This is a genomic window from Flavobacterium sp. ZT3R18 (assembly GCF_007097385.1).
In the GTDB taxonomy this organism is placed as follows: domain Bacteria; phylum Bacteroidota; class Bacteroidia; order Flavobacteriales; family Flavobacteriaceae; genus Flavobacterium.
Window position 1 is genome coordinate 116,830 of sequence record NZ_VJZS01000003.1, and the last position, 19,650, is coordinate 136,479.

At 34.1% G+C, this 19,650-nt stretch carries 15 protein-coding genes and 1 pseudogene; 6 read left to right on the top strand and 10 right to left on the bottom strand.

What is annotated here, in order from left to right; all coding sequences use genetic code 11:
* Positions 1 to 41: 41 nt before the first annotated feature.
* The 7 genes from FNW52_RS04970 to ychF form a co-directional block, all read right to left on the bottom strand.
* Positions 42 to 2,762: a DNA gyrase/topoisomerase IV subunit A gene (locus FNW52_RS04970; RefSeq protein WP_143376363.1), complete on the bottom strand. Its 2,721-nt coding sequence runs from the start codon at positions 2,760 to 2,762 to the stop codon at positions 42 to 44.
* Complete coding sequence (locus FNW52_RS04975) at positions 2,763 to 3,848, bottom strand: YhcG family protein (protein WP_143376364.1); 1,086 nt, start codon at positions 3,846 to 3,848, stop codon at positions 2,763 to 2,765.
* A 7-nt stretch (positions 3,849 to 3,855) separates the two neighbouring features.
* Positions 3,856 to 4,476, bottom strand: coding sequence for a hypothetical protein (locus tag FNW52_RS04980; RefSeq protein WP_143376365.1), 621 nt, complete (start codon positions 4,474 to 4,476; stop codon positions 3,856 to 3,858).
* 32 nt (positions 4,477 to 4,508) lie between these two features.
* Positions 4,509 to 6,371: a DNA topoisomerase IV subunit B gene (locus FNW52_RS04985; protein ID WP_143376366.1), complete on the bottom strand. Its 1,863-nt coding sequence runs from the start codon at positions 6,369 to 6,371 to the stop codon at positions 4,509 to 4,511.
* Between the two features lie 240 nt (positions 6,372 to 6,611).
* On the bottom strand, positions 6,612 to 7,133 hold the full coding sequence (locus tag FNW52_RS04990; protein ID WP_143376367.1) for an NADPH-dependent FMN reductase: 522 nt from the start codon (positions 7,131 to 7,133) through the stop codon (positions 6,612 to 6,614).
* Positions 7,134 to 7,334: 201 nt separating this feature from the next.
* Positions 7,335 to 7,601, bottom strand: a complete 267-nt coding sequence (locus FNW52_RS21070) for a hypothetical protein (RefSeq protein ID WP_143376368.1) — start codon at positions 7,599 to 7,601, stop codon at positions 7,335 to 7,337.
* 182 nt (positions 7,602 to 7,783) lie between these two features.
* Entirely contained in the window at positions 7,784 to 8,878 is a 1,095-nt protein-coding gene (gene ychF / locus FNW52_RS05000) for a redox-regulated ATPase YchF (RefSeq protein ID WP_143376369.1), read from the bottom strand.
* Positions 8,879 to 9,397: 519 nt separating this feature from the next.
* Between ychF and FNW52_RS05005 the strand changes: the two genes are divergently transcribed.
* Positions 9,398 to 12,106: a TonB-dependent receptor gene (locus tag FNW52_RS05005; protein WP_143376370.1), complete on the top strand. Its 2,709-nt coding sequence runs from the start codon at positions 9,398 to 9,400 to the stop codon at positions 12,104 to 12,106.
* 91 nt (positions 12,107 to 12,197) lie between these two features.
* Positions 12,198 to 12,944 carry a class I SAM-dependent methyltransferase gene (locus FNW52_RS05010; RefSeq protein ID WP_143376371.1) on the top strand — a complete coding sequence of 249 codons (747 nt, stop codon included), beginning with the start codon at positions 12,198 to 12,200 and terminating at the stop codon, positions 12,942 to 12,944.
* On the opposite strand, the gene FNW52_RS05015 is transcribed toward FNW52_RS05010, so the two are convergent.
* Together FNW52_RS05015 and FNW52_RS05020 are read right to left on the bottom strand one after the other, a co-directional pair.
* The gene (locus FNW52_RS05015; RefSeq protein WP_143376372.1) at positions 12,939 to 14,102 is read right to left on the bottom strand and encodes a hypothetical protein; all 1,164 of its coding nucleotides are present in this window, start codon (positions 14,100 to 14,102) and stop codon (positions 12,939 to 12,941) included. The two genes, FNW52_RS05010 and FNW52_RS05015, sit on opposite strands and share 6 nt — an antisense overlap.
* 176 nt (positions 14,103 to 14,278) lie before the next feature.
* Positions 14,279 to 14,629 (bottom strand): 4Fe-4S dicluster domain-containing protein, encoded by a 351-nt coding sequence (locus tag FNW52_RS05020; RefSeq protein WP_143376373.1) that lies wholly within the window; start codon positions 14,627 to 14,629, stop codon positions 14,279 to 14,281.
* Between the two features lie 150 nt (positions 14,630 to 14,779).
* Between FNW52_RS05020 and FNW52_RS05025 the strand changes: the two genes are divergently transcribed.
* The gene (locus FNW52_RS05025) at positions 14,780 to 15,838 is read left to right on the top strand and encodes an acyl-CoA reductase (protein ID WP_143376374.1); all 1,059 of its coding nucleotides are present in this window, start codon (positions 14,780 to 14,782) and stop codon (positions 15,836 to 15,838) included.
* 1 nt (position 15,839) lies between these two features.
* On the opposite strand, the pseudogene FNW52_RS21075 reads toward FNW52_RS05025, so the two are convergent.
* Positions 15,840 to 16,412 (bottom strand): annotated as a pseudogene (locus FNW52_RS21075) (Uma2 family endonuclease).
* Positions 16,413 to 16,709: 297 nt separating this feature from the next.
* On the opposite strand from FNW52_RS21075, the gene serC reads away from it, so the two are divergent.
* The 3 genes from serC (at position 16,710) to FNW52_RS05050 (ending at position 19,487) form a co-directional block, all read left to right on the top strand.
* Positions 16,710 to 17,780 carry a 3-phosphoserine/phosphohydroxythreonine transaminase gene (gene serC, locus FNW52_RS05040; protein WP_143376377.1) on the top strand — a complete coding sequence of 357 codons (1,071 nt, stop codon included), beginning with the start codon at positions 16,710 to 16,712 and terminating at the stop codon, positions 17,778 to 17,780.
* Positions 17,781 to 17,877: 97 nt separating this feature from the next.
* Complete coding sequence (locus FNW52_RS05045; protein ID WP_143376378.1) at positions 17,878 to 18,828, top strand: D-2-hydroxyacid dehydrogenase; 951 nt, start codon at positions 17,878 to 17,880, stop codon at positions 18,826 to 18,828.
* 74 nt (positions 18,829 to 18,902) lie between these two features.
* Positions 18,903 to 19,487 carry a DUF937 domain-containing protein gene (locus FNW52_RS05050; protein ID WP_255515495.1) on the top strand — a complete coding sequence of 195 codons (585 nt, stop codon included), beginning with the start codon at positions 18,903 to 18,905 and terminating at the stop codon, positions 19,485 to 19,487.
* Positions 19,488 to 19,650: the final 163 nt, after the last annotated feature.

Here is a 19,650-nt window from a genome sequence, read left to right on the forward strand (position 1 = left end):
AAAAAATACAGTTACTTTTCGGTAACTGTATTTTTTTTATGCTAAAACAAAACAACCTGCCCGTCATCATCCAGATGAATGTCAACATCATCAGCATTGGTTTCGCCTTGTACTTCTATTTCTTCCGGAATAATTTCTTCTGGAATTTCATACGGCAAAGGTTCCAATAAATTCACTTGTTTCAATTTATCAGTTGTCAATTGATTACCGAGCGCTTTAAACCCTTTTACAGCAATAAAAGACTCAATATCTACGGTTAAACTTTCTTTCTGAACACCTTTTACTTTAGTGAAAACTAATTCGGCTACGGGACGATAATCCGTTGCTACAATTTCTAATCTAGAATTAGGATGCTCTGTAATAAAGCTTTCCTCTTTATTTTCGGTTTCTACCAAGAAACGTTTGATATAATAGCGCTCTTTTTCTCCATCAAAATAAATTGCCGAAATCGGTTTTTTAGGAACCCATTTTTCTAAAACAATCATGTCTTCATCAAAATGAGTAGTCAATTCTGGCGTAATGACTTTTATTTTTCCTGCTTGCGAAATCACAAGAATTTTGTCACTTGGTCTAAATTCGCCCAGCAACTCTCCCCTGGCATCTACGTTCAATCGTTGTACGGTATCATCAAACCAAACCTTTCTTGGTAAAAGTGTTGAAATACCTTTCTCCTTCAATTCAATTTTCTTGATTGGATATTTGGTTACCAAATTCCCTTTGGAAGCACGGCCTTTAATTGCCAAAGCAGCAAAATCAATGTCGAATTTCAATTTCTTGACACTTCCCACTTGACGCAGTAAGATCGTGATTACCTCAGCCTCCCCATTCGGGTTACAAGAAAAATACAAGGTTTGAGAACCCGCAGTTTCATTGGTCAAATCATACGATTTGTCACGAGTTACCCCCGAAACATTGAATCGTTTAATATACGATGGCCCCGATTTCCCGTCGCGGTAAATCATATTGTAAATCGTGCGTTTATCACTTTTGTCAAAAATAGCAATATGAATAATGTCTTTTCCAACAAAGGTTTTGGCATCGACTTTGGTAATCATCATTTTTCCATTACGCAAAAAGACAATTACATCATCAATATCAGAACAATCGGTAACGTATTCATCTTTTTTCAAGCTTGTCCCAACGAAACCTTCTTCTTTATTTACGTATAATTTGGTATTTCTTAAAACCACTTTTGTAGCTTCGATATCATCAAAAATGCGCAACTCGGTTTGGCGCTCTTTCCCTTTTCCGTATTTCTCTTTTAATCGGGTAAAATATGCAATGGCAAAATCGATTAAGTGTTCCAAATCATATTTTACTTGTTCAATGCTACCTTCTAAAGCTTCGATTTTATCCTGCGCTTTGTTGCTGTCGAATTTCGAAATACGCATAATTCGAATATCCAATAAACGTAGAATATCTTCTTCGGTCACAGCACGCTTCAAATGCTTGATATGCGGTTTTAACCCTTCATCAACGGCGGTAATTACCCCTTCTCTACTCGTTTGCTCTTCAATGTCACGGTAGATTTTATTTTCGATAAAAATACGTTCCAAAGAAAGAAAATGCCATTGTTCTTCGAGTTCGCTCAATTGGATTTCGAGTTCGCTTTTCAAAAGCTGAACGGTTCTGTTTGTTGAAATTTTCAACATATCCGAAACCCCGATAAACAAAGGTTTGTTATCCTCAATCACACAACCCAATGGCGCCACCGAAGTTTCGCAAGCCGTGAAAGCAAACAAAGCATCGATCGTCTTATCCGGAGAAACCCCTGGAAAAAGATGAATTAATATCTCAACCTCAGCAGCAGTATTGTCTTCAATTTTTTTGATTTTGATTTTACCTTTATCATTGGCCTTCAAAATACTGTCAATCAAAGTCGTCGTATTCGTCGAAAACGGAATTTGTGTAATGACCAACGTATTTTTGTCGAGTTGACCAATTTTCGCACGAACCCGAACACGTCCTCCTCGCAATCCATCATTATAATTGGACACATCGGCAATACCTTGCGTCAAGAAATCGGGATATAAGGTAAATGGTTTTCCTTTCAAAATTTTAATGGATGAATCAATCAGCTCATTAAAATTATGAGGCAATACTTTGGTCGAAAGACCTACTGCAATACCCTCTGCCCCTGAAGCCAGCAATAACGGGAATTTTACGGGTAAGTTATTCGGTTCGGCACGACGTCCATCATAGGAAACGCCCCAATCGGTAATTTTTGGAGAATACAAAACTTCCAAAGCGAATTTAGACAAACGCGCTTCGATATAACGAGAAGCCGCGGCACCGTCACCAGTTAGAATATTCCCCCAGTTTCCCTGGCAATCTATCAATAATTCTTTCTGCCCAATTTGTACCATAGCATCCCCAATACTCTGATCCCCGTGCGGGTGGTACTGCATGGTGTGCCCAACTACATTGGCAACTTTATTGTAACGACCATCATCCAACTCTTTCAAAGAGTGCATGATTCTTCGTTGCACCGGTTTGAAACCGTCCTCAATAGCAGGAACGGCACGCTCCAGAATTACATAGGAAGCATAATCCAAAAACCAATCTTTGTACATTCCTGTAACTTTGGTAATGGTATCATTTTCATCCTCATCATTTTCGTAAAAATGTCCTCCTTCAAAAGATTTGGCTTCTACTTCAATAATTTCATCGGAATCGTTTTCTTGATTGTCATCATTAGAATGATCTTCCGAATTATTTTCTTCGTTTGCTGGAATTAGGTTATCGTCTTCTTCGTCTTTCATTTATTTTGATTCCGAAATTAATTGTATTAAATCTTCTCTGCTTGGCAGAATTGTTTTGTATTTACTGGCAAATATTTGCTCGTTATTATCAGGCAAAGTGTATTCTACAACCAAATCACTTTTGTTTTGGCAAAGCACAATTCCTATGGTTTTGTTTTCATCTTCCAAACGCATTTCTCTGTCGTAATAATTGACATACATTTGCATTTGTCCCAAATCTTGGTGTTTTAATTCTCCTATTTTTAAATCAATTAGAACAAAACATTTTAATATTCGATTGTAGAAAACCAAATCGATTCGAAAATGTTTATCATCAAAAGTAATTCTGTTTTGTCTGGCTACAAAAGTAAAACCGTGACCTAATTCTAATAAAAAATGCTCTAATTTATTGATAATTTCTTCTTCCAGTTCGGATTCAGAATACCGATGCAATTCAGGCAATCCTAAAAACTCCAAAATATAGGGATCTTTGATAATGTCTTTTGGCTTCTCTATAATCTGACCTTTCTCAGAAAGTTTCAAAATTCCGGCTGTATCTCGACTCAAAGCTAATCGTGTATAAAGCGCAGAATTGTATTGGCGTTTTAATTCTCTTAAACTCCATCTGTATTTAATTGCTTCTATTTCATAGAATTTTCTTTCTTTTACTTCCTCTATGCTCATCAAGAAAATATAATGAGACCATGTCAATATAAAATTCAAAGTGGGTTTAGACATCTCTTTTATACTTTCATTTTTGAAAATACTAGACACTGTCTCGTATTTTTGATTCACTTCTTTAGAAAAACTAGACACTGTCTCGGAAATTGAATACGTTAAATACAATTTTCTCATATTCTGTAAATTATCCACAGAAAATCCTTTCCCAAACTCATTGATCAACTGTTCAGAAAGCCCTTTTAATAGTTGTTTTCCATATTCGGCTCTATCTTTTCCGTTTTGTTCTTCTTCTACAATCATTCTTCCTATTTCAAAATAGGTATAAACCATTGTTGAATTTACGGTACGCAAAACCTGTTGTCGAGCATTTTGCAATAGTTCGACTACTTGAGAAAATAAAGCTTTATTTTGAAGATTTTCTGACAATATATCTTTATTTAATTTTATAATTTAAATAACCTTTTTTTCGTAAAAATTCATATTCTTTTCCCCCATCTTCATATTCAACAAAAAGTTTAATTCCAAATTTTCTAAATAAATCACTCATATCTGAATAACAGTATTTTTGGAATCCATCCAAATTAGTTGAACTTCTAGAACCAATACAGTTTATACAAAACTCATTATAACCAATAATTCTGTTTTTATCATCTCTAAACAAAATCATATGTCTTGGATCATAACACGCAGAGGACATCTCTTCAGGAACACATGTATCAGAAATCATTAAATTTAGAAGTTCCCTCTCTTGACTTTTATTTAAAATAACTCTCTCCTGTATCATTGTACTATCAAAAGTCAATTTAAAATTATCTACTAATTCTTTTCGAAATGGCTGTTTCCCTTTATATTTTAATGTATCCCAACGAATTCTGTCATAGTAAGAAACTAATTCAATTTTTGAAAAATTCTTCAAAGGAAAATCTCTCCTGTTAATTACTTTGCTTACTGATTTTACAATCGGAACACCTTCAGCTTCTATTTGATTCTTTGTATTTTCTTTTTTACAAGAAACCAAAATTAAAATAGTAATCAAAAAAATTATTTTCCTCATAGACTAAGATTTTATTTTGAATTTAAATGGTTCTAAACATTCTCTATAACATCCAATTCCACCTTCAAATTCTTGATGATAAATTCTTGTCGGTCTGGAGTGTTTTTACCCATATAAAACGACAATAACTGTTCGATCGAAGTGTTTTTATCCATCATGATAGGATCCAAGCGAATGGTTTCTCCAATGAAATTCTTGAACTCATCTGGTGAAATCTCTCCTAATCCCTTAAATCGAGTGATCTCTGGTTTGGGTTTTAATTTTTCTATAGCGTCTCTCCGTTCTTCTTCTGAATAACAATAAATAGTTTCTTTCTTGTTTCGAACTCTAAAAAGCGGTGTTTGTAAAATGTACAAATGTCCTTCTTTGATTAATTCCGGGAAAAACTGCAAGAAAAAAGTAATCAACAGCAAACGAATGTGCATTCCATCGACATCGGCATCGGTTGCGATTACGATATTATTATAACGTAATTTTTCTAATCCGTCCTCGATATCCAGAGCGGCTTGCAGTAAATTGAATTCTTCGTTTTCATACACAATTTTTTTGCTCATTCCGTAGGAGTTCAAAGGCTTACCACGCAAACTAAAAACCGCTTGGGTGTTTACATCACGAGATTTGGTAATCGACCCAGAAGCCGAATCCCCCTCGGTAATAAACAAAGTACTTTCTAAGCTCTTTGGATTTTTGGTATCAGGAAGATGCGCACGACAATCCCTTAATTTTTTATTGTGAAGATTGGCTTTCTTCGCACGATCTGTGGCGAGTTTTCTAATTCCCGATAATTCTTTACGCTCGCGTTCAGCTTGAAGAATTTTTCGCAACAAGGCATCGGCTGTAGTTGGATTCTTGTGTAAATAATTGTCTAATTTTGTTTTCACAAAATCATTTACAAACGTACGAACCGAAGGCATTCCAGGTTCAGAACCCATATCTGTCGATCCCAATTTGGTTTTGGTCTGCGACTCAAAAACGGGTTCCATTACTTTGATGCTTATCGCACTCACTACCGATTTACGCACATCCGAAGCTTCAAAGCTTTTGTTGTAAAACTCTCTTATCGTTTTTACAATCGCTTCACGATACGCCGCGAGATGCGTTCCTCCTTGCGTGGTGTTTTGACCATTAACAAAAGAGTGGTATTCTTCGCTATATTGGGTTTTGCTATGCGTTAAAGCCATCTCAATATCATCTCCTTTGAGGTGAATAATAGGATACTCTAAGTCATCAGCGTGTATGGTTTCTTCTAATAAATCTTTTAATCCGTTTTCCGAATAATATTTTTCGCCATTAAAAATAATTGTCAGTCCATTGTTCAAATAACAATAGTTCTTGAGCATTTTGATGACATACTCAAACCTGAATTTATAATTCTTAAAGATCGTCTCATCTGGAATAAAAGACACTTTGGTACCTTTTCGCTTCGTGGTTTCAATAACGTCTTCTTCAAGAACCAGATTTCCACCCGAAAACTCCGCTGCTTTTTGTTTGTCATCACGAACGGATTCCACACGAAAATAATGAGACAAAGCATTCACCGCTTTTGTCCCGACTCCATTCAAACCAACAGATTTCTTAAACGCCAAGGAATCGTATTTACCCCCAGTGTTCATTTTGGAAACGACATCAATTACCTTTCCCAATGGAATTCCACGGCCATAATCACGAACGGTAACGGTTTTATCTTTAATAGTTACCTCAATGTTCTTACCGGCACCCATGACAAATTCATCGATACAGTTATCGAGAACTTCTTTTAATAAAATATAAATACCATCATCTGGCGAAGACCCATCTCCAAGTTTCCCAATGTACATTCCGGGACGCATACGGATGTGTTCTTTCCAGTCGAGAGAACGGATATTATCTTCGGTATATTGATTTTGATCTGACATTTTGGGATTTTATCGAATTTAACTGCGTTCTGTTCGGTCTTTCGCTTTTCGCAAAGACCTCGAGTGTGCTAATGTAGTGCAAATCGATAAAATTAAAAAGAGGAAAACAGCAAAGTTATTAAGAATGATATTGACAGGTGTAATTTTAGATTTTAGTCCCGATAATTATCGGGAGCAGATTTTAGATTTTAGATTTTTTGAACTGCCATTGAAATTGATATTGCTATTGCAATTGAGTTTTTAAAACCCCTTAACAATCTCTTTCAATTGACTATCCAATTCTGGATTTGAAATAACATTCAATTCAACATCAAAATTATCATTGAAACTTGGCAATGAAAAAACAGCTTTAATTTCGGTCGCAAAACGCGGGAAATTATTTTTGGCTATCTCCAGAACACTTGCGCCACCTCTAGCTCCTGGGGAAGTAGCCATCAATAACATTGGTTTTTCCTGAAAAATTTTTCCATTTATTCTAGAACACCAATCCACTGTGTTTTTGAAAGCAGCACTGTAATTCCCATTATTTTCGGCAAGCGAAACTACTAAAAGATCAGCAGTTGCAATTTTTTCAAGAAAAGCATTTGCCAAAGGATGCTGACCAATTTCAGCTTCAATATCTACACTAAATAGCGGCATTTGAAAATCATTCAAATCTAACACCTCAACTTCTGTATTTTCAAATAAGCTAGAAGCGTAAGTCGCTAATTTTTTATTAATGGAGTTTTTACTGGGACTTCCTGCAAAGGCGATGATTTTCATGATTTTATTTTTTTGTTTTAAAAGTAATAAAAATCAAAACATATATTGAAAAAACGTTCTTAACTTAAAAAAACATAAAAAAAACCTGCAAAATGACTCTTGCAGATTTCTTTCTATTTTCTCACCTTTAAAAATAACATATTAAATATGGTAAATACCATAGCTACATATTCAACAAAATGCTTTTGTTAAACTTTTTAATTACTTTAACAAAACAGTAGCATAAAGACCCAAAATCATTAAAACTAATGTGATAAAAAAAGCAAAAAACCATTTTATCATATCTGTTTTAGCTTCTTTTATTTCTAATCTCACTTCGCTAATATCCTGTTTAGTTGCTAAAATTTTATCGGAATTAACTCGCTTCTCTTCACTTCTAAAATCAATAAACTCAATTAATTCCTTGGCTTCTGCTTCTCCAATTTTAGCTTTTAATTTATTGTACAAGTTGATTTCTAGTGTACTCATCTTATTGGATTTTAATATTTTATTCTAAACTTATTAGAAATAATTTTAACAAATATAAATAATTTTAATCAAATTTTCTGTCCCAACTTTAAAAAAAGGCGGTCCAAATAAAAAAACCTGCAAAATGACTCTTGCAGGTTTCTTTCTATTGCTTTTTGCTTTATTACCTTTTGTCCAAAAATCTACACATTAAATCTAAAATGCATTACGTCTCCATCTTTTACGATATATTCTTTTCCTTCTACTTTGAATTTCCCAGCCTCTTTACACTTAGCTTCCGATCCGTAGTGAACGAAATCTTCATAAGCAATCACTTCGGCGCGGATGAATCCTTTTTCAAAATCGGTGTGGATAACTCCAGCAGCTTGCGGTGCAGTTGATCCTATGTTAATTGTCCAAGCGCGAACTTCTTTGACACCAGCCGTAAAATAAGTTTGTTGTTTCAATAATTTGTAAGCCGCACGAATCAATACAGATGCTCCAGGCTCTTTTAACCCCATATCCTCAAGAAAAACTTGACGCTCTTCGTAGCTTTCCAATTCTGTAATATCAGCTTCGGCACCTACAGAAAGTACAATTACCTCAGCATCTTCATCTTTTACCAATTCGCGAACTTGATCCACGTATTTATTTCCTGTAACTGCTGAATTTTCATCGACATTACAAACGTACAATACTGGTTTTGCAGTAATCAACTGAAAACTTTCTAACAATACTTCCTCATCGTTATTTTCAGGGATAACAATTCTAGCTGATTTTGCCTGCAAAAGTGTTTCTCTGATTCTGTCTAAAAGTGCTTTTTCTGTTTGTGCTTCTTTATTACCTGTTTTGGCAGCGCGATTTACTTTTTCTAAACGCTTTTCTACGTTTTCAAGATCTTTCAATTGCAATTCAATATCAATCGTTTCTTTATCACGAATTGGGTTTACATTTCCATCAACGTGTACAATATTGTCATTGTCAAAACAACGCAAAACGTGAATAATAGCATTACACTCTCTAATATTTCCAAGAAATTGATTTCCTAAACCTTCTCCCTTACTGGCTCCTTTTACCAACCCTGCAATATCTACGATATCAACAGTTGCCATTTGCACGCGTTCTGGTTTTACTAATTCTTCCAGTTTTTCCATTCTTGAATCTGGAACGCTTACAACACCTATATTAGGTTCGATGGTACAAAAAGGAAAGTTAGCACTTTGCGCTTTTGCATTCGATAAACAATTGAACAATGTTGATTTTCCAACATTTGGTAACCCTACGATTCCTGCTTTCATGTGAAGATAATATTTGATTTTTTAATGATCCCGATAGCTCCCGATAATTATCGGGACGGGAGGTATTCGCCATTCTTTATGCTTTTTTTCATTTGAATCTTGGCGATTTCATGTTATGTATGTTTACAAATAACAACCTCCTGTTATTTGTTTTTAGTAAATCCTTTTTTAAAGTTTGCAAATATAAGATATAATGGCATTACTCCGCAAATTTTAGGACTCCCTTTTCAGTAACGGATTAGGGCTTATAGAGATTTTATGAATTACATCCTATTTATACAGTAGCGCTTTAGCCAATATTGCAAAATATACTATTTTTTCAGACCCTTCAAATTCCAAACCACCACCATCACTATAAATTGAATATTCATACCTCCTATACAAGCAAGGAAGTAAAATATTTACAAAAAAAAATACTTCAACAAAATTTAGATATTTTTTAACATTATTATTTTATGATGTTAAAATTTTGTTATATTTGAACACAAACAAAACCAATAACCAATCAATTCACAAATTATGAAAAAAATCACATTATTATTCTTTTTACTCAACGCCACGTTTATGCTGGCGCAAAAAGAAATATCAGGAATCGTAAAAGACAACACTGGAAACGCTTTACCAGGCGTTAACATTGTAGAAAAAGGAACCTCAAACGGTGTTTCTACCGATATGAATGGATCGTATAAAATATCCGTACAAGAAGGATCTTCATTAATTTTTAGTTATGTTGGTTACAACAGTATTACACGTGTAGCTGACAACTCAGTAATTAATGTTTCCCTGTCCGAAGAAGGCGGTCAAAATCTAAACGAAGTTATTGTTACAGGTTCCAGAACAGCAGCAAGAACCAACACTACTTCGGCCTTACCAATTGATGTATTATCCGCAAAAGACTTAACCTCTACTGGACAAGCCTCTTTCGATAAAGCATTACAGTACAGAATCCCATCATTTAACACGGTAAACACACCTGTAAACGATGCGACTTCATTGCTTGATCCCTACGAAATAAGAAATATGGGACCAAGCAGAACCTTAATCCTTATTAACGGAAAGCGTAAAAACTTAAGCGCCTTAGTTTATGTACAAACGTCTCCAGGACGAGGTGAAACGGGAGCAGATATTTCTGCCATTCCTACAGACGCCATCGAAAGAGTAGAAATCCTAAGAGATGGTGCGTCTGCTCAATACGGTTCTGACGCTATTGCAGGGGTAATGAATATCATCTTAAAAAAGAGTAATAATGCTGGTTCAGCCACTCTTAGAACTGGTGTTACAAGTGAAGGTGATGGAGAAATGTTTGGTCTAACCATTAACAATGGAACAACTGTTGGCGATAATGGATTTGTAAATTACACTTTAGACTTCTCTAAAACAGAAATGTCAAATCGTCCTGGTACAGTAGATGCTGATGGAGAATTTAATTACTGGGGAGGAACTACTGCTGGAGTAAACACTTTAACAGATATTAAAAACTTTTTAGCAAAAAATCCTGATGCAGGAAATATCAACGGAGCTCCAGAAACTGCAGCTGCAAAATTCCTTATCAATGGTGGCAAAGACATCAACGATCACACACAACTATATTACAATGCAGCCTATGTTTACAAAAAAGTAAATTCATTTGCCAATTACAGAACTCCATATTGGAGAACTGCTACTGATTACCCTTACTTACCATCTTTATTCGGAAATGGTACATTGGCTTCTTACCAAGGTTACGTGCCAACTTTTGAAGGAGAATTAAATGACTACAATGCAACTATAGGCTATAAATTTGAAAAAGACGGCTGGAATGCAGATGCGAGTTTCACAACTGGTGGAAACCAACAAAACTACACCATTTCAAATTCTCACAACCGCTCTAAAGACAACCTAGGAAACTTTATTTACGCTCCTAACCCAAACGTCTATAGTGGCCCAATTAGCTTTAACCCAGGTGGTGTAGGTTTTACACATTATGTAGGTAACATCGACATCAACAAAAAAGTTTTTGATAATTTCAGCATTGCATTAGGTTCTGAATTTAGAACAGAAACATTTGAAGTTAGAGAAGGAGACGAAGCTTCTTATATTGGATTAGGTGCAGATTCTTATCAAGGTAATATGCCAGAAAACACTGGTAAATTTAACCGTTATAACATTGGTTTTTACCTTAGTGGTTCATTGGACGTAACAAAAGATTTACTATTTGAAGGAACAGTACGTTATGAAGATTATAGTGATTTTGGAAATAAAACAGTATGGAAATTGAGTTCAAGATATAAATTCTTGGATGACAAAGTTACATTAAGAGGTTCTGTATCTACAGGATTTAGAGCACCTACTTTACACCAAATTTATACTCAAAAAGTTCAATCCTCATTTGGTGGGGGGGGAATTCAGCTAGAAGGAATTATAAATAACGTTTCATCTGCTGCTAGATTAAGAGGAGTTCCAAATTTAAAAGCAGAAAGCTCAACCAACTACACTGTTGGAGCTGGAATTAAACCAAGTAAAAACTTTAGTGCTACTTTAGATTATTATTACATTAGCGTTAAAGACCGTATCGTTTTAGGAGATAAAATCACATTTAGTCCTGGTAACATCCAATCATTCTTTACAAATGCAATTGACACTAAAACATCTGGTTTAGATCTTGTCGCTAATTATAGAAATATAGAATTAGGACCTGGTAAATTAGCCATAAACCTTTCTGGAAACTATACTATTGAGAATGCTTTAGATGGAGATGTTCGTAACATTGCAAGTGTAGAAGCTGTTGGTCAATCTGTATTTGGTAAAACTTCAGAAGCATTATTACTTACTTCTCGTCCAGAGTTCAAAGTTATTCTTGGAGCAGACTTCGAAATAAGCAAATTCACATTTTCACTAAACAATACCGTTTTTGGTCCAGCAAAATTCAAAAATGCTGATTTATATGACAAAAACCTTACTGTTGAGTTCTTAACAAAAATAGTTACTGATTTAGGTATTTCTTATAGAGCTACTGATAAAATTAGCTTAGCTTTAAATGTAAACAACTTGTTTAATGTACTCCCAGAATGGAAATTAAAGTCAGACGGTTCTGCTGGAGCTGAAGCAGTTATGAACAACCCTGTAACATTAAAAAACCAAATCAATGATTTAACCTTCAATGGTCGTTATTCTCAAATGACTTATGATGGTTCTCATTTCAGTCAATTGGGAACAATGATGAATTTATCTTTAAACTATAAATTCTAATTCAATTTTTGAATAATTATAAAAAGGCTATCTTTTGATAGCCTTTTTTTTTATTTAATTTCATAAATTTATATGTACCAATAATTATACCATGGCAAATTTATACGACGGGAAAATGGCAGCTATTTTTGATGCCATGTACCAATCCTTCATTGATTATGATGAGGAATATGAATTTTACAATCACTTAATTCAAGAAAACAATTGTAATACTATTCTGGAAATAGGAAGCGGAACTGGAAATCTAGCCAAACGTTTTCGAGAAAACAATCAAGAGTACATAGGGCTTGATTACAGTCTAAGTATGATAGCCATTGCTCAAGAAAGAAACAAAAACAGCGTCTTTATACATGGAGACATGCGCAGTTTTGAACTAAAAAATCCGGTTGACGTCATTATAATCACGGGAAGATCTACTAGTTACCTCATTAGCAATGAAGACATCAATAACACTTTTGACTCACTTTACAAAAATTTGAATCCTCAAGGCGTAATTATTTTTGATTTCATAGATGCCAATAGGTTTATTCCTTTTATAAAGAAAAACAAAACCATTATACACCAAGCTACTTATGAAAAAATAAACTACATCCGGGAAAGCCACTGGAATACCACTTTACTCGAAAATTTCATGCTCGAATGGACTGCGCAATATTACACTATAGTGAATGGTCAAAAAGAAATTATTACGAATGATTTTTCTACAGTTCGGGTTTTTACATTAAATGAGATTCAACTTTTTCTATATCTCAACAATTTTGAAATCATCAAGACTATAGACCGCAAAACATACGCTTATGACACTTATGTAATCATGGCTAAAAAGAAGAGTCTATAATTTATTTATCACTTTATTTATTACCTCTAATTCTTTGGCAGTAGGAGTTAGTCCTGAAACATTCCAATAATCTGTCAATATAGAATTTTTTATATTAAAAAGAGTTCTGTCCTTAAAAACATCACTTTCTTTATAGGTGTAACTTTGGATATTAAAGTTTGTTGTCACTAAATTATTTAGCACTTCTATATTTTTTATCTCATTCCCTAAATCAACTTCATAATTAATCTCTTCTTTTGAACTAACTAAATAATAGTTATTTAAATCAACTCTGTAATTGGTTTTAAACACAGATCTAATTATATTTTTTGAGCCTTTCCCCATTTCTTTTTTAACTTCGGCCAATGAACTAGGAGAAACTTCCGCATTTATCTCAATAATTAATTTTCTTTTAACGTCATAAACAATTTTAAAATCATCCAACAACTCATTTGAACCTTCTATAGGAATTGCTATTATTTCATTATATGCCTCATTTAATGGAGACACCTTAACAATAAAAGTAAATTTCTTTTTTGATTTCACATCTAATAATGGTCTTAAAGCTGTAAAAACGTAATATTTCTCCATCATTACATTTAAATTATACCCTAAAAGATCTGAACTAATTTCGTCATCTATTAAACCAAAAGATCGATTTTGTTCTACTAATAAAGTCGATTTTACTTTTTTTTGATCTTTATACAATTGAAAATTTATGAGTCCGTCATTAAAATAAGCATAAATCCCATTCAATTTAAAAAACTCTCTTGAATAGACCTTCAACCTAGCGGGTACATCTAGCTTTTTAATCGAATTTTCAACTAATTCTTTAATTATTTCTTGAGGGTGTTGTTTTGTCACAACAATATCATCAAGAGTAGTTATTTTACTCTTTAAATAGATACTATTTTCTGTTTGTTTTAACGAAGCCCATTTTATAGTAACTGGCAAATAAGAGGTATGCATCACTTTTACATTTGAACCTCCTTTTAGTTCAAAAACAACCTTTCCTTCACTATTAGACATTAAAACTTGTTTTGTTTTTAAAACTAATACCACGGCATCTTCTATTGGCAGATTAGAATCACTGTCCAATAGTACTAATGTTCTTTCATTAGTTTGCGAAAAAACATTAAAACATAAAACAAACAGAAGTAAAACAAGGATTTTTTTCATAATTAATTAAATACAAATGATAAATTCCTAAAATAATTATTTAAAAATAGAAAAAAAAATCAATTAAACACTATCATTTCTAAAGAAGAGAGAAAAGTACCTAAAAACGCATCATACATATATAAAAAAACCTGCGTAAAGACACAGGTTTTATAATTCTAACAGGAACCTAAATATTATTCATTGTGTAGAAAAGCTTGTCTATTCAACAGCGTCTCTTCATCTTCAACATGATTATCATCTGGAATACAACAATCTACAGGACACACAGCCGCACATTGAGGCTCATCGTGAAACCCTTTACATTCAGTACATTTACCTGGAACAATGTAATACACATCATCAGAAATTGGTGTTTGTGCCTCATCAGAATCAACTTCTGTACCATCAGGTAAAATTACTTTTCCTTTTAGTTTTGTTCCATCTTTATATCTCCAATCGTCAGCTCCTTCGTATATTGCCGTATTTGGGCATTCTGGTTCACAAGCGCCACAATTAATACATTCGTCGGTTATTATAATTGCCATTCTTTTTAATTTTAGATTTATGATTTTAGATTTTAGATTCTGCCTGCTAGGAGAATCTATCATCCATAACTCTTATTATCTTTTGTCTATAACTTTATATAGCTTATTTTTGTGCAAAATTACAATCAAAACATTTCATAAACAAACATTATGACATTAGAAACAAAAAAAATTGCATTTACTGAATTAGGAAAATTCTTAAGCCAATTTAACGAAGGGAATTGCATCAAGAAAGAAACTGTGTTTGGTAATGATTTGTTTTTTGAAAAATTCACGGATTTAATTCAACTTTCTCAATCTCACAACGGCTGGTTCACTCCAGAACAAGTCTTTTTTTCTATTCAATCTTGGGCCAAAGCCTTGACCAAAGAGAACTTGGACCAATGGCTTTCTAAATATGATTTTAGCGAAGTAAAACCTAAAAAGGTGGCATTAATCCTTGCGGGTAATATTCCCCTTGTTGGTTTTCATGATTTCTTGTCGGTATTAATAACAGGACATACTGTTTTGATAAAAACCTCTTCAAACGACCAACATCTCTTGCCTTTTATGGCCAATTACCTTATTGCCTTTGAACCTCAATTTGCCAACAAAATCGAATTTGTAGAAGGGAAATTAGAGAATTTTGACGCGGTAATTGCAACTGGCAGCAATAATACTGCCCGTTATTTTGAGTACTATTTTAAAGACAAACCTTCTATCATTAGAAAAAACAGAAACTCAATTGCAGTATTGAATGGCGAAGAAACCACAGCACAATTAACCGCATTGGGCGAAGATATTTTTAGGTATTTTGGTTTGGGTTGTAGAAGTATATCCAAACTTTTTGTACCCAAAGACTATTCCTTTGTTCCGTTTTTTGAAGGTATTTTCAAATACCAAGATGTGATTCATTATGAAAAATATGCCAATAATTACGATTACAACAAAGCCGTTTTCTTAATGAGTAATTTCAAATTACTGGACAATGGATTTTTGACCATCAAAGAAGATTCGAGTTATGGTTCTCCTATTTCGAGTGTGTTTTATGAATATTATGACAATTTAGATGATTTGCAAAAACGTTTAGAAAATGAAAACGAGCAAATACAATGCATCACAAGCAACAATTTAGTAAAAAACAGCATCGATTTTGGACAAACACAGCAACCAGAACTATGGGATTACGCCGATAATGTTGATACTGTTTCGTTTTTGATGCAACTTTAGATTATTCAAATTTTACATTTTCATAAAGATCAACCAAAGAAAGTTCAACAGCGATAGACTTTATAAAAAAAGCATCTTCAATAGATTTGTATTCTACGAGCAACCAGCTGCCATCCTCGTTTTTGGAGTGTTTTATCACTTTTACGACTTGGCTATCAATCAAAATATATTCTTTTAGAGAGTCTATTTCTCGGTACAAATTATACTTTTCTCCTTGATCGTAATTCCGAGTCGATGCTGATAGAATCTCAATAATTACCGTAGGATTTGTAGCCGTATCGTTTTCAGGATCCAAGGTTTCGGGATCTGTACAAAAAACACTAATATCTGGTTAGGTATAGAGTGTGTTTTTAGGGATATTCACTCTAAAATCACTACCATAAGGGCGGCAAGGTTTCCCTTTTAACCGAATGATTAATTCTCCAAAAGCATTGGTGAAAATTTCGTTATGCGCTTTAGAAGCCCCACTCATAGCAAAGATTTTCCCTTGAAAATACTCGTGCTTTTCGGTAGCCAATCGTTCGGCGGTCAGGTATTCTTTTTCTGTGATGTATTTTATTTCTGGAAGTCCCATGTTTTTGAATTATTTTCAAACATTTACTTATACAAATATATTTATTTTTAATGACATAAAAACAGTGTTTATTTTATAAATTCGGAATACTACTAAAACGTTATTGTTAACAACATAAAGAAAAACTTTATAAATATCGAGAATAATTTAACGTTTTTCGACTCCTATTCCCGAAATTTGCATTTTTAAAATTTGGATATCAACTACACCATGAAATCACCATGATTCAAAAATCATAACCATATAACGAGAAATGGTGATTCCATGTTCTAATAAACAAGCAAAAATTAACTACACATGAAAAAACACAACTACAGCGCAGGTCCTTGTATTTTACCACCAGAAGTATTCGAAAAGTCAGCACAAGCTATTTTAAATTTTAACGACTCAGGATTATCTCTTTTAGAAATCTCGCATCGAAGTAAAGATTTCGTTACTGTGATGGATGAAGCAAGAGCAATTGTTCTTGAACTTTTAGGATTGGAAGGTAAAGGATACCAAGCTCTTTTTCTAGCAGGAGGAGCAAGTTTAGAATTTCTAATGGTTCCTTACAACTTACTAAAAGAAGGTGGAAAAGCGGCTTACTTAGACACTGGAACTTGGGCTGCGGCTGCTATAAAAGAAGCACAATCTTTCGGAAACACTGCAATCGTAGCTTCTTCAAAAGAGGAGAATTACAATCATATTCCAAAAGGATATACAGTACCCGCCGATGCAGATTATTTTCACTGTACTAGTAACAACACCATTTTTGGAACACAAATGAAAGAATTCCCATCATTAGACATGCCTATTGTTTGTGATATGAGTTCTGACATCTTTTCAAGAGAATTAGATTTTTCTAAATTTGACATTATCTATGCTGGAGCTCAAAAAAACATGGGCCCTGCAGGAACTACTTTGGTGGTTATAAAAGAAGAAGTTCTAGGCAAAAATGGTCGTAACATTCCAAGTATGTTAGATTATGCTAAACATATTAAAGCAGAAAGTATGTACAATACTCCACCCGTTTTTCCAGTATATGCGTCGTTATTGACTTTACAATGGTTAAAAAATCTAGGAGGAATAGCTGCTATCGAAAAAATTAACAATGCCAAAGCAGCCTTGCTTTATGCAGAAATCGACAGAAATCCATTATTCAAAGGAGCCGCAGCTGTTGAAGATCGTTCGAATATGAATGCTACCTTCTTGTTAAATGATGAAGCACATGCTGCTACTTTTGATGCTATGTGGAAAGCCGCAGGAATCTCCGGATTACCGGGACATCGTTCTGTAGGCGGCTACAGAGCCTCTATGTACAATGCATTACCATTAGAAAGTGTACAAGTATTGGTAGATGTAATGAAAGATCTTGAGAAAAGTATTTAGTAATTAGTTTCGATAGTTTTTAGGATAGCGCCAAAAAACAAAATAATAAATCAACTATGAGGATGAGATAAATTTGATCCTCACAATGACATAAATAATGAGAGTATTAGCAAACGACGGAATTTCTAAAAGTGGAATTCTAGCTTTAGAAAAAGCTGGATTTGAAGTTATAACTACAAAAGTGGCTCAAGAACAAGTAGCTAATTTTGTAAACGAAAACAATGTAGGTGTAGTTTTGGTTCGTAGTGCTACCAAAGTTCGTAAAGATATTATTGATGCTTGCCCAGGATTAAAGATTATTGGTCGTGGTGGTGTTGGTATGGATAATATTGATGTTGATTATGCAAAAAGCAAAGGAATTCATGTAATTAATACACCCGCTTCTTCCTCTGAATCAGTTGCTGAATTGGTATTTGCGCACTTATTTTCTGGTGTTCGTTTCTTGCACGATTCTAACAGAAACATGCCGCTAGAAGGAGATTCAAACTTTGATGGTTTGAAAAAAGCATACGCAAATGGTATTGAATTAAGAGGAAAAACTCTTGGTATTGTTGGTATAGGTCGTATTGGTCAAGCTACTGCAAAAATGGCACTTGGTTTGGGTATGAAAGTTATCGCTGCCGATAGTTTTATTCCGCAAGTAGATGTAAAAGTTGAATTTTTTGATGGTCAATCTATCACTACAACTATTGTATCACAATCATTAGAATCTTTATTTCAAGAAGCTGATTTCATTACCTTGCACGTTCCTGCTCAAAATGGTTACATCGTTGATGAAGCTGCATTAGCAACTATGAAAGATGGCGTAGGTATTGTAAACTGCGCTCGTGGTGGGGTAATTGATGAAGTTGCACTTGTAAAAGCATTGGATAGCGGAAAAGTATTATTTGCAGGATTGGATGTTTTTGAAAGCGAGCCAAAACCAGAAATAACAATTTTAATGCACCCAAAAATTTCATTGACTCCGCATATCGGTGCAGCTACAGAAGAAGCTCAAGATAGAATTGGTACAGAATTAGCACAACAAATCATTGGATTACTAAACTAACCCACTGACCTTAATTGTTTTAGTGGAGATTTATTAACATAGCTTAATAAATCTCCACTTTTTTTTGATTAAATTTGATTTCTAATTTTAACCAAAAACCAATATTTGAGCAATTAACACAATTAGTACAGCAATATGGTCAAGAAACTGTTGTGAAAAACGATGCAATACCAAATGAACACAATGAGGCTGTACTGGAAGAGGCTGGAAGTTCTATATTTTTTAGTTTACAAAAAATGGCTTCTGATGGTGGTGTCGAAAAACTAGCAGGATTGCTTCAAGGCAACAATGCCCAAGAACCCTCGAATCCAGCTGTGCAACAAATCACGCAACAGCTTACTGAAAGTTTGGGAGAGAAATTTGGATTGAATACTAGAGCGGCCGCAGGTGTTGCAGGAAGTCTAATTCCGCAAATACTGGGAGGACTTGTAAACAAGACCAACGATTCTAATGACAGTTTTCAAATTACCGATTTGGTAGAGGCTATTACTGGTGGAGGCGCACAATCAGCAGGTATTATGGATGCCATTTCAAAATACGGAACCCAATTTGGATTGGATCAAAACACAGATGGCAAACTCGATATGCAAGATGCCTTAGCAGTGACAAAAAGCAGCGGAGGAATTAGCGGACTTCTAGGGAAATTATTTGGAAAATAAAATTAATTATGACTCAACAATCTACAAAAAAAGACATTTACAAACCCGTAAATGTCTTTTTTTATTTACACACACCACTCATTAACAAGTATTTACTTTTTTCCGTACCTTTATATAGGTTTTTGTCTTTTTTATAAAAAAAAGAAAGGATCCTTGTGCGCAC

Excerpts from the sequence above, each read along its gene's own strand:
- FNW52_RS05005 (WP_143376370.1), top strand. The coding sequence starts at position 9,398 with ATGAAAAAAATCACATTATTATTCTTTTTACTCAACGCCACGTTTATG.
- FNW52_RS04980 (WP_143376365.1), bottom strand. The coding sequence starts at position 4,476 with ATGAGGAAAATAATTTTTTTGATTACTATTTTAATTTTGGTTTCTTGT.
- ychF (WP_143376369.1), bottom strand. The coding sequence starts at position 8,878 with ATGAAAGCAGGAATCGTAGGGTTACCAAATGTTGGAAAATCAACATTG.
- serC (WP_143376377.1), top strand. The coding sequence starts at position 16,710 with ATGAAAAAACACAACTACAGCGCAGGTCCTTGTATTTTACCACCAGAA.
- FNW52_RS05045 (WP_143376378.1), top strand. The coding sequence starts at position 17,878 with ATGAGAGTATTAGCAAACGACGGAATTTCTAAAAGTGGAATTCTAGCT.
- FNW52_RS05015 (WP_143376372.1), bottom strand. The coding sequence starts at position 14,102 with ATGAAAAAAATCCTTGTTTTACTTCTGTTTGTTTTATGTTTTAATGTT.
- FNW52_RS05010 (WP_143376371.1), top strand. The coding sequence starts at position 12,198 with ATGGCAAATTTATACGACGGGAAAATGGCAGCTATTTTTGATGCCATG.
- FNW52_RS05025 (WP_143376374.1), top strand. The coding sequence starts at position 14,780 with ATGACATTAGAAACAAAAAAAATTGCATTTACTGAATTAGGAAAATTC.
- FNW52_RS04985 (WP_143376366.1), bottom strand. The coding sequence starts at position 6,371 with ATGTCAGATCAAAATCAATATACCGAAGATAATATCCGTTCTCTCGAC.
- FNW52_RS04970 (WP_143376363.1), bottom strand. The coding sequence starts at position 2,762 with ATGAAAGACGAAGAAGACGATAACCTAATTCCAGCAAACGAAGAAAAT.
- FNW52_RS05020 (WP_143376373.1), bottom strand. The coding sequence starts at position 14,629 with ATGGCAATTATAATAACCGACGAATGTATTAATTGTGGCGCTTGTGAA.
- FNW52_RS04990 (WP_143376367.1), bottom strand. The coding sequence starts at position 7,133 with ATGAAAATCATCGCCTTTGCAGGAAGTCCCAGTAAAAACTCCATTAAT.
- FNW52_RS21070 (WP_143376368.1), bottom strand. The coding sequence starts at position 7,601 with ATGAGTACACTAGAAATCAACTTGTACAATAAATTAAAAGCTAAAATT.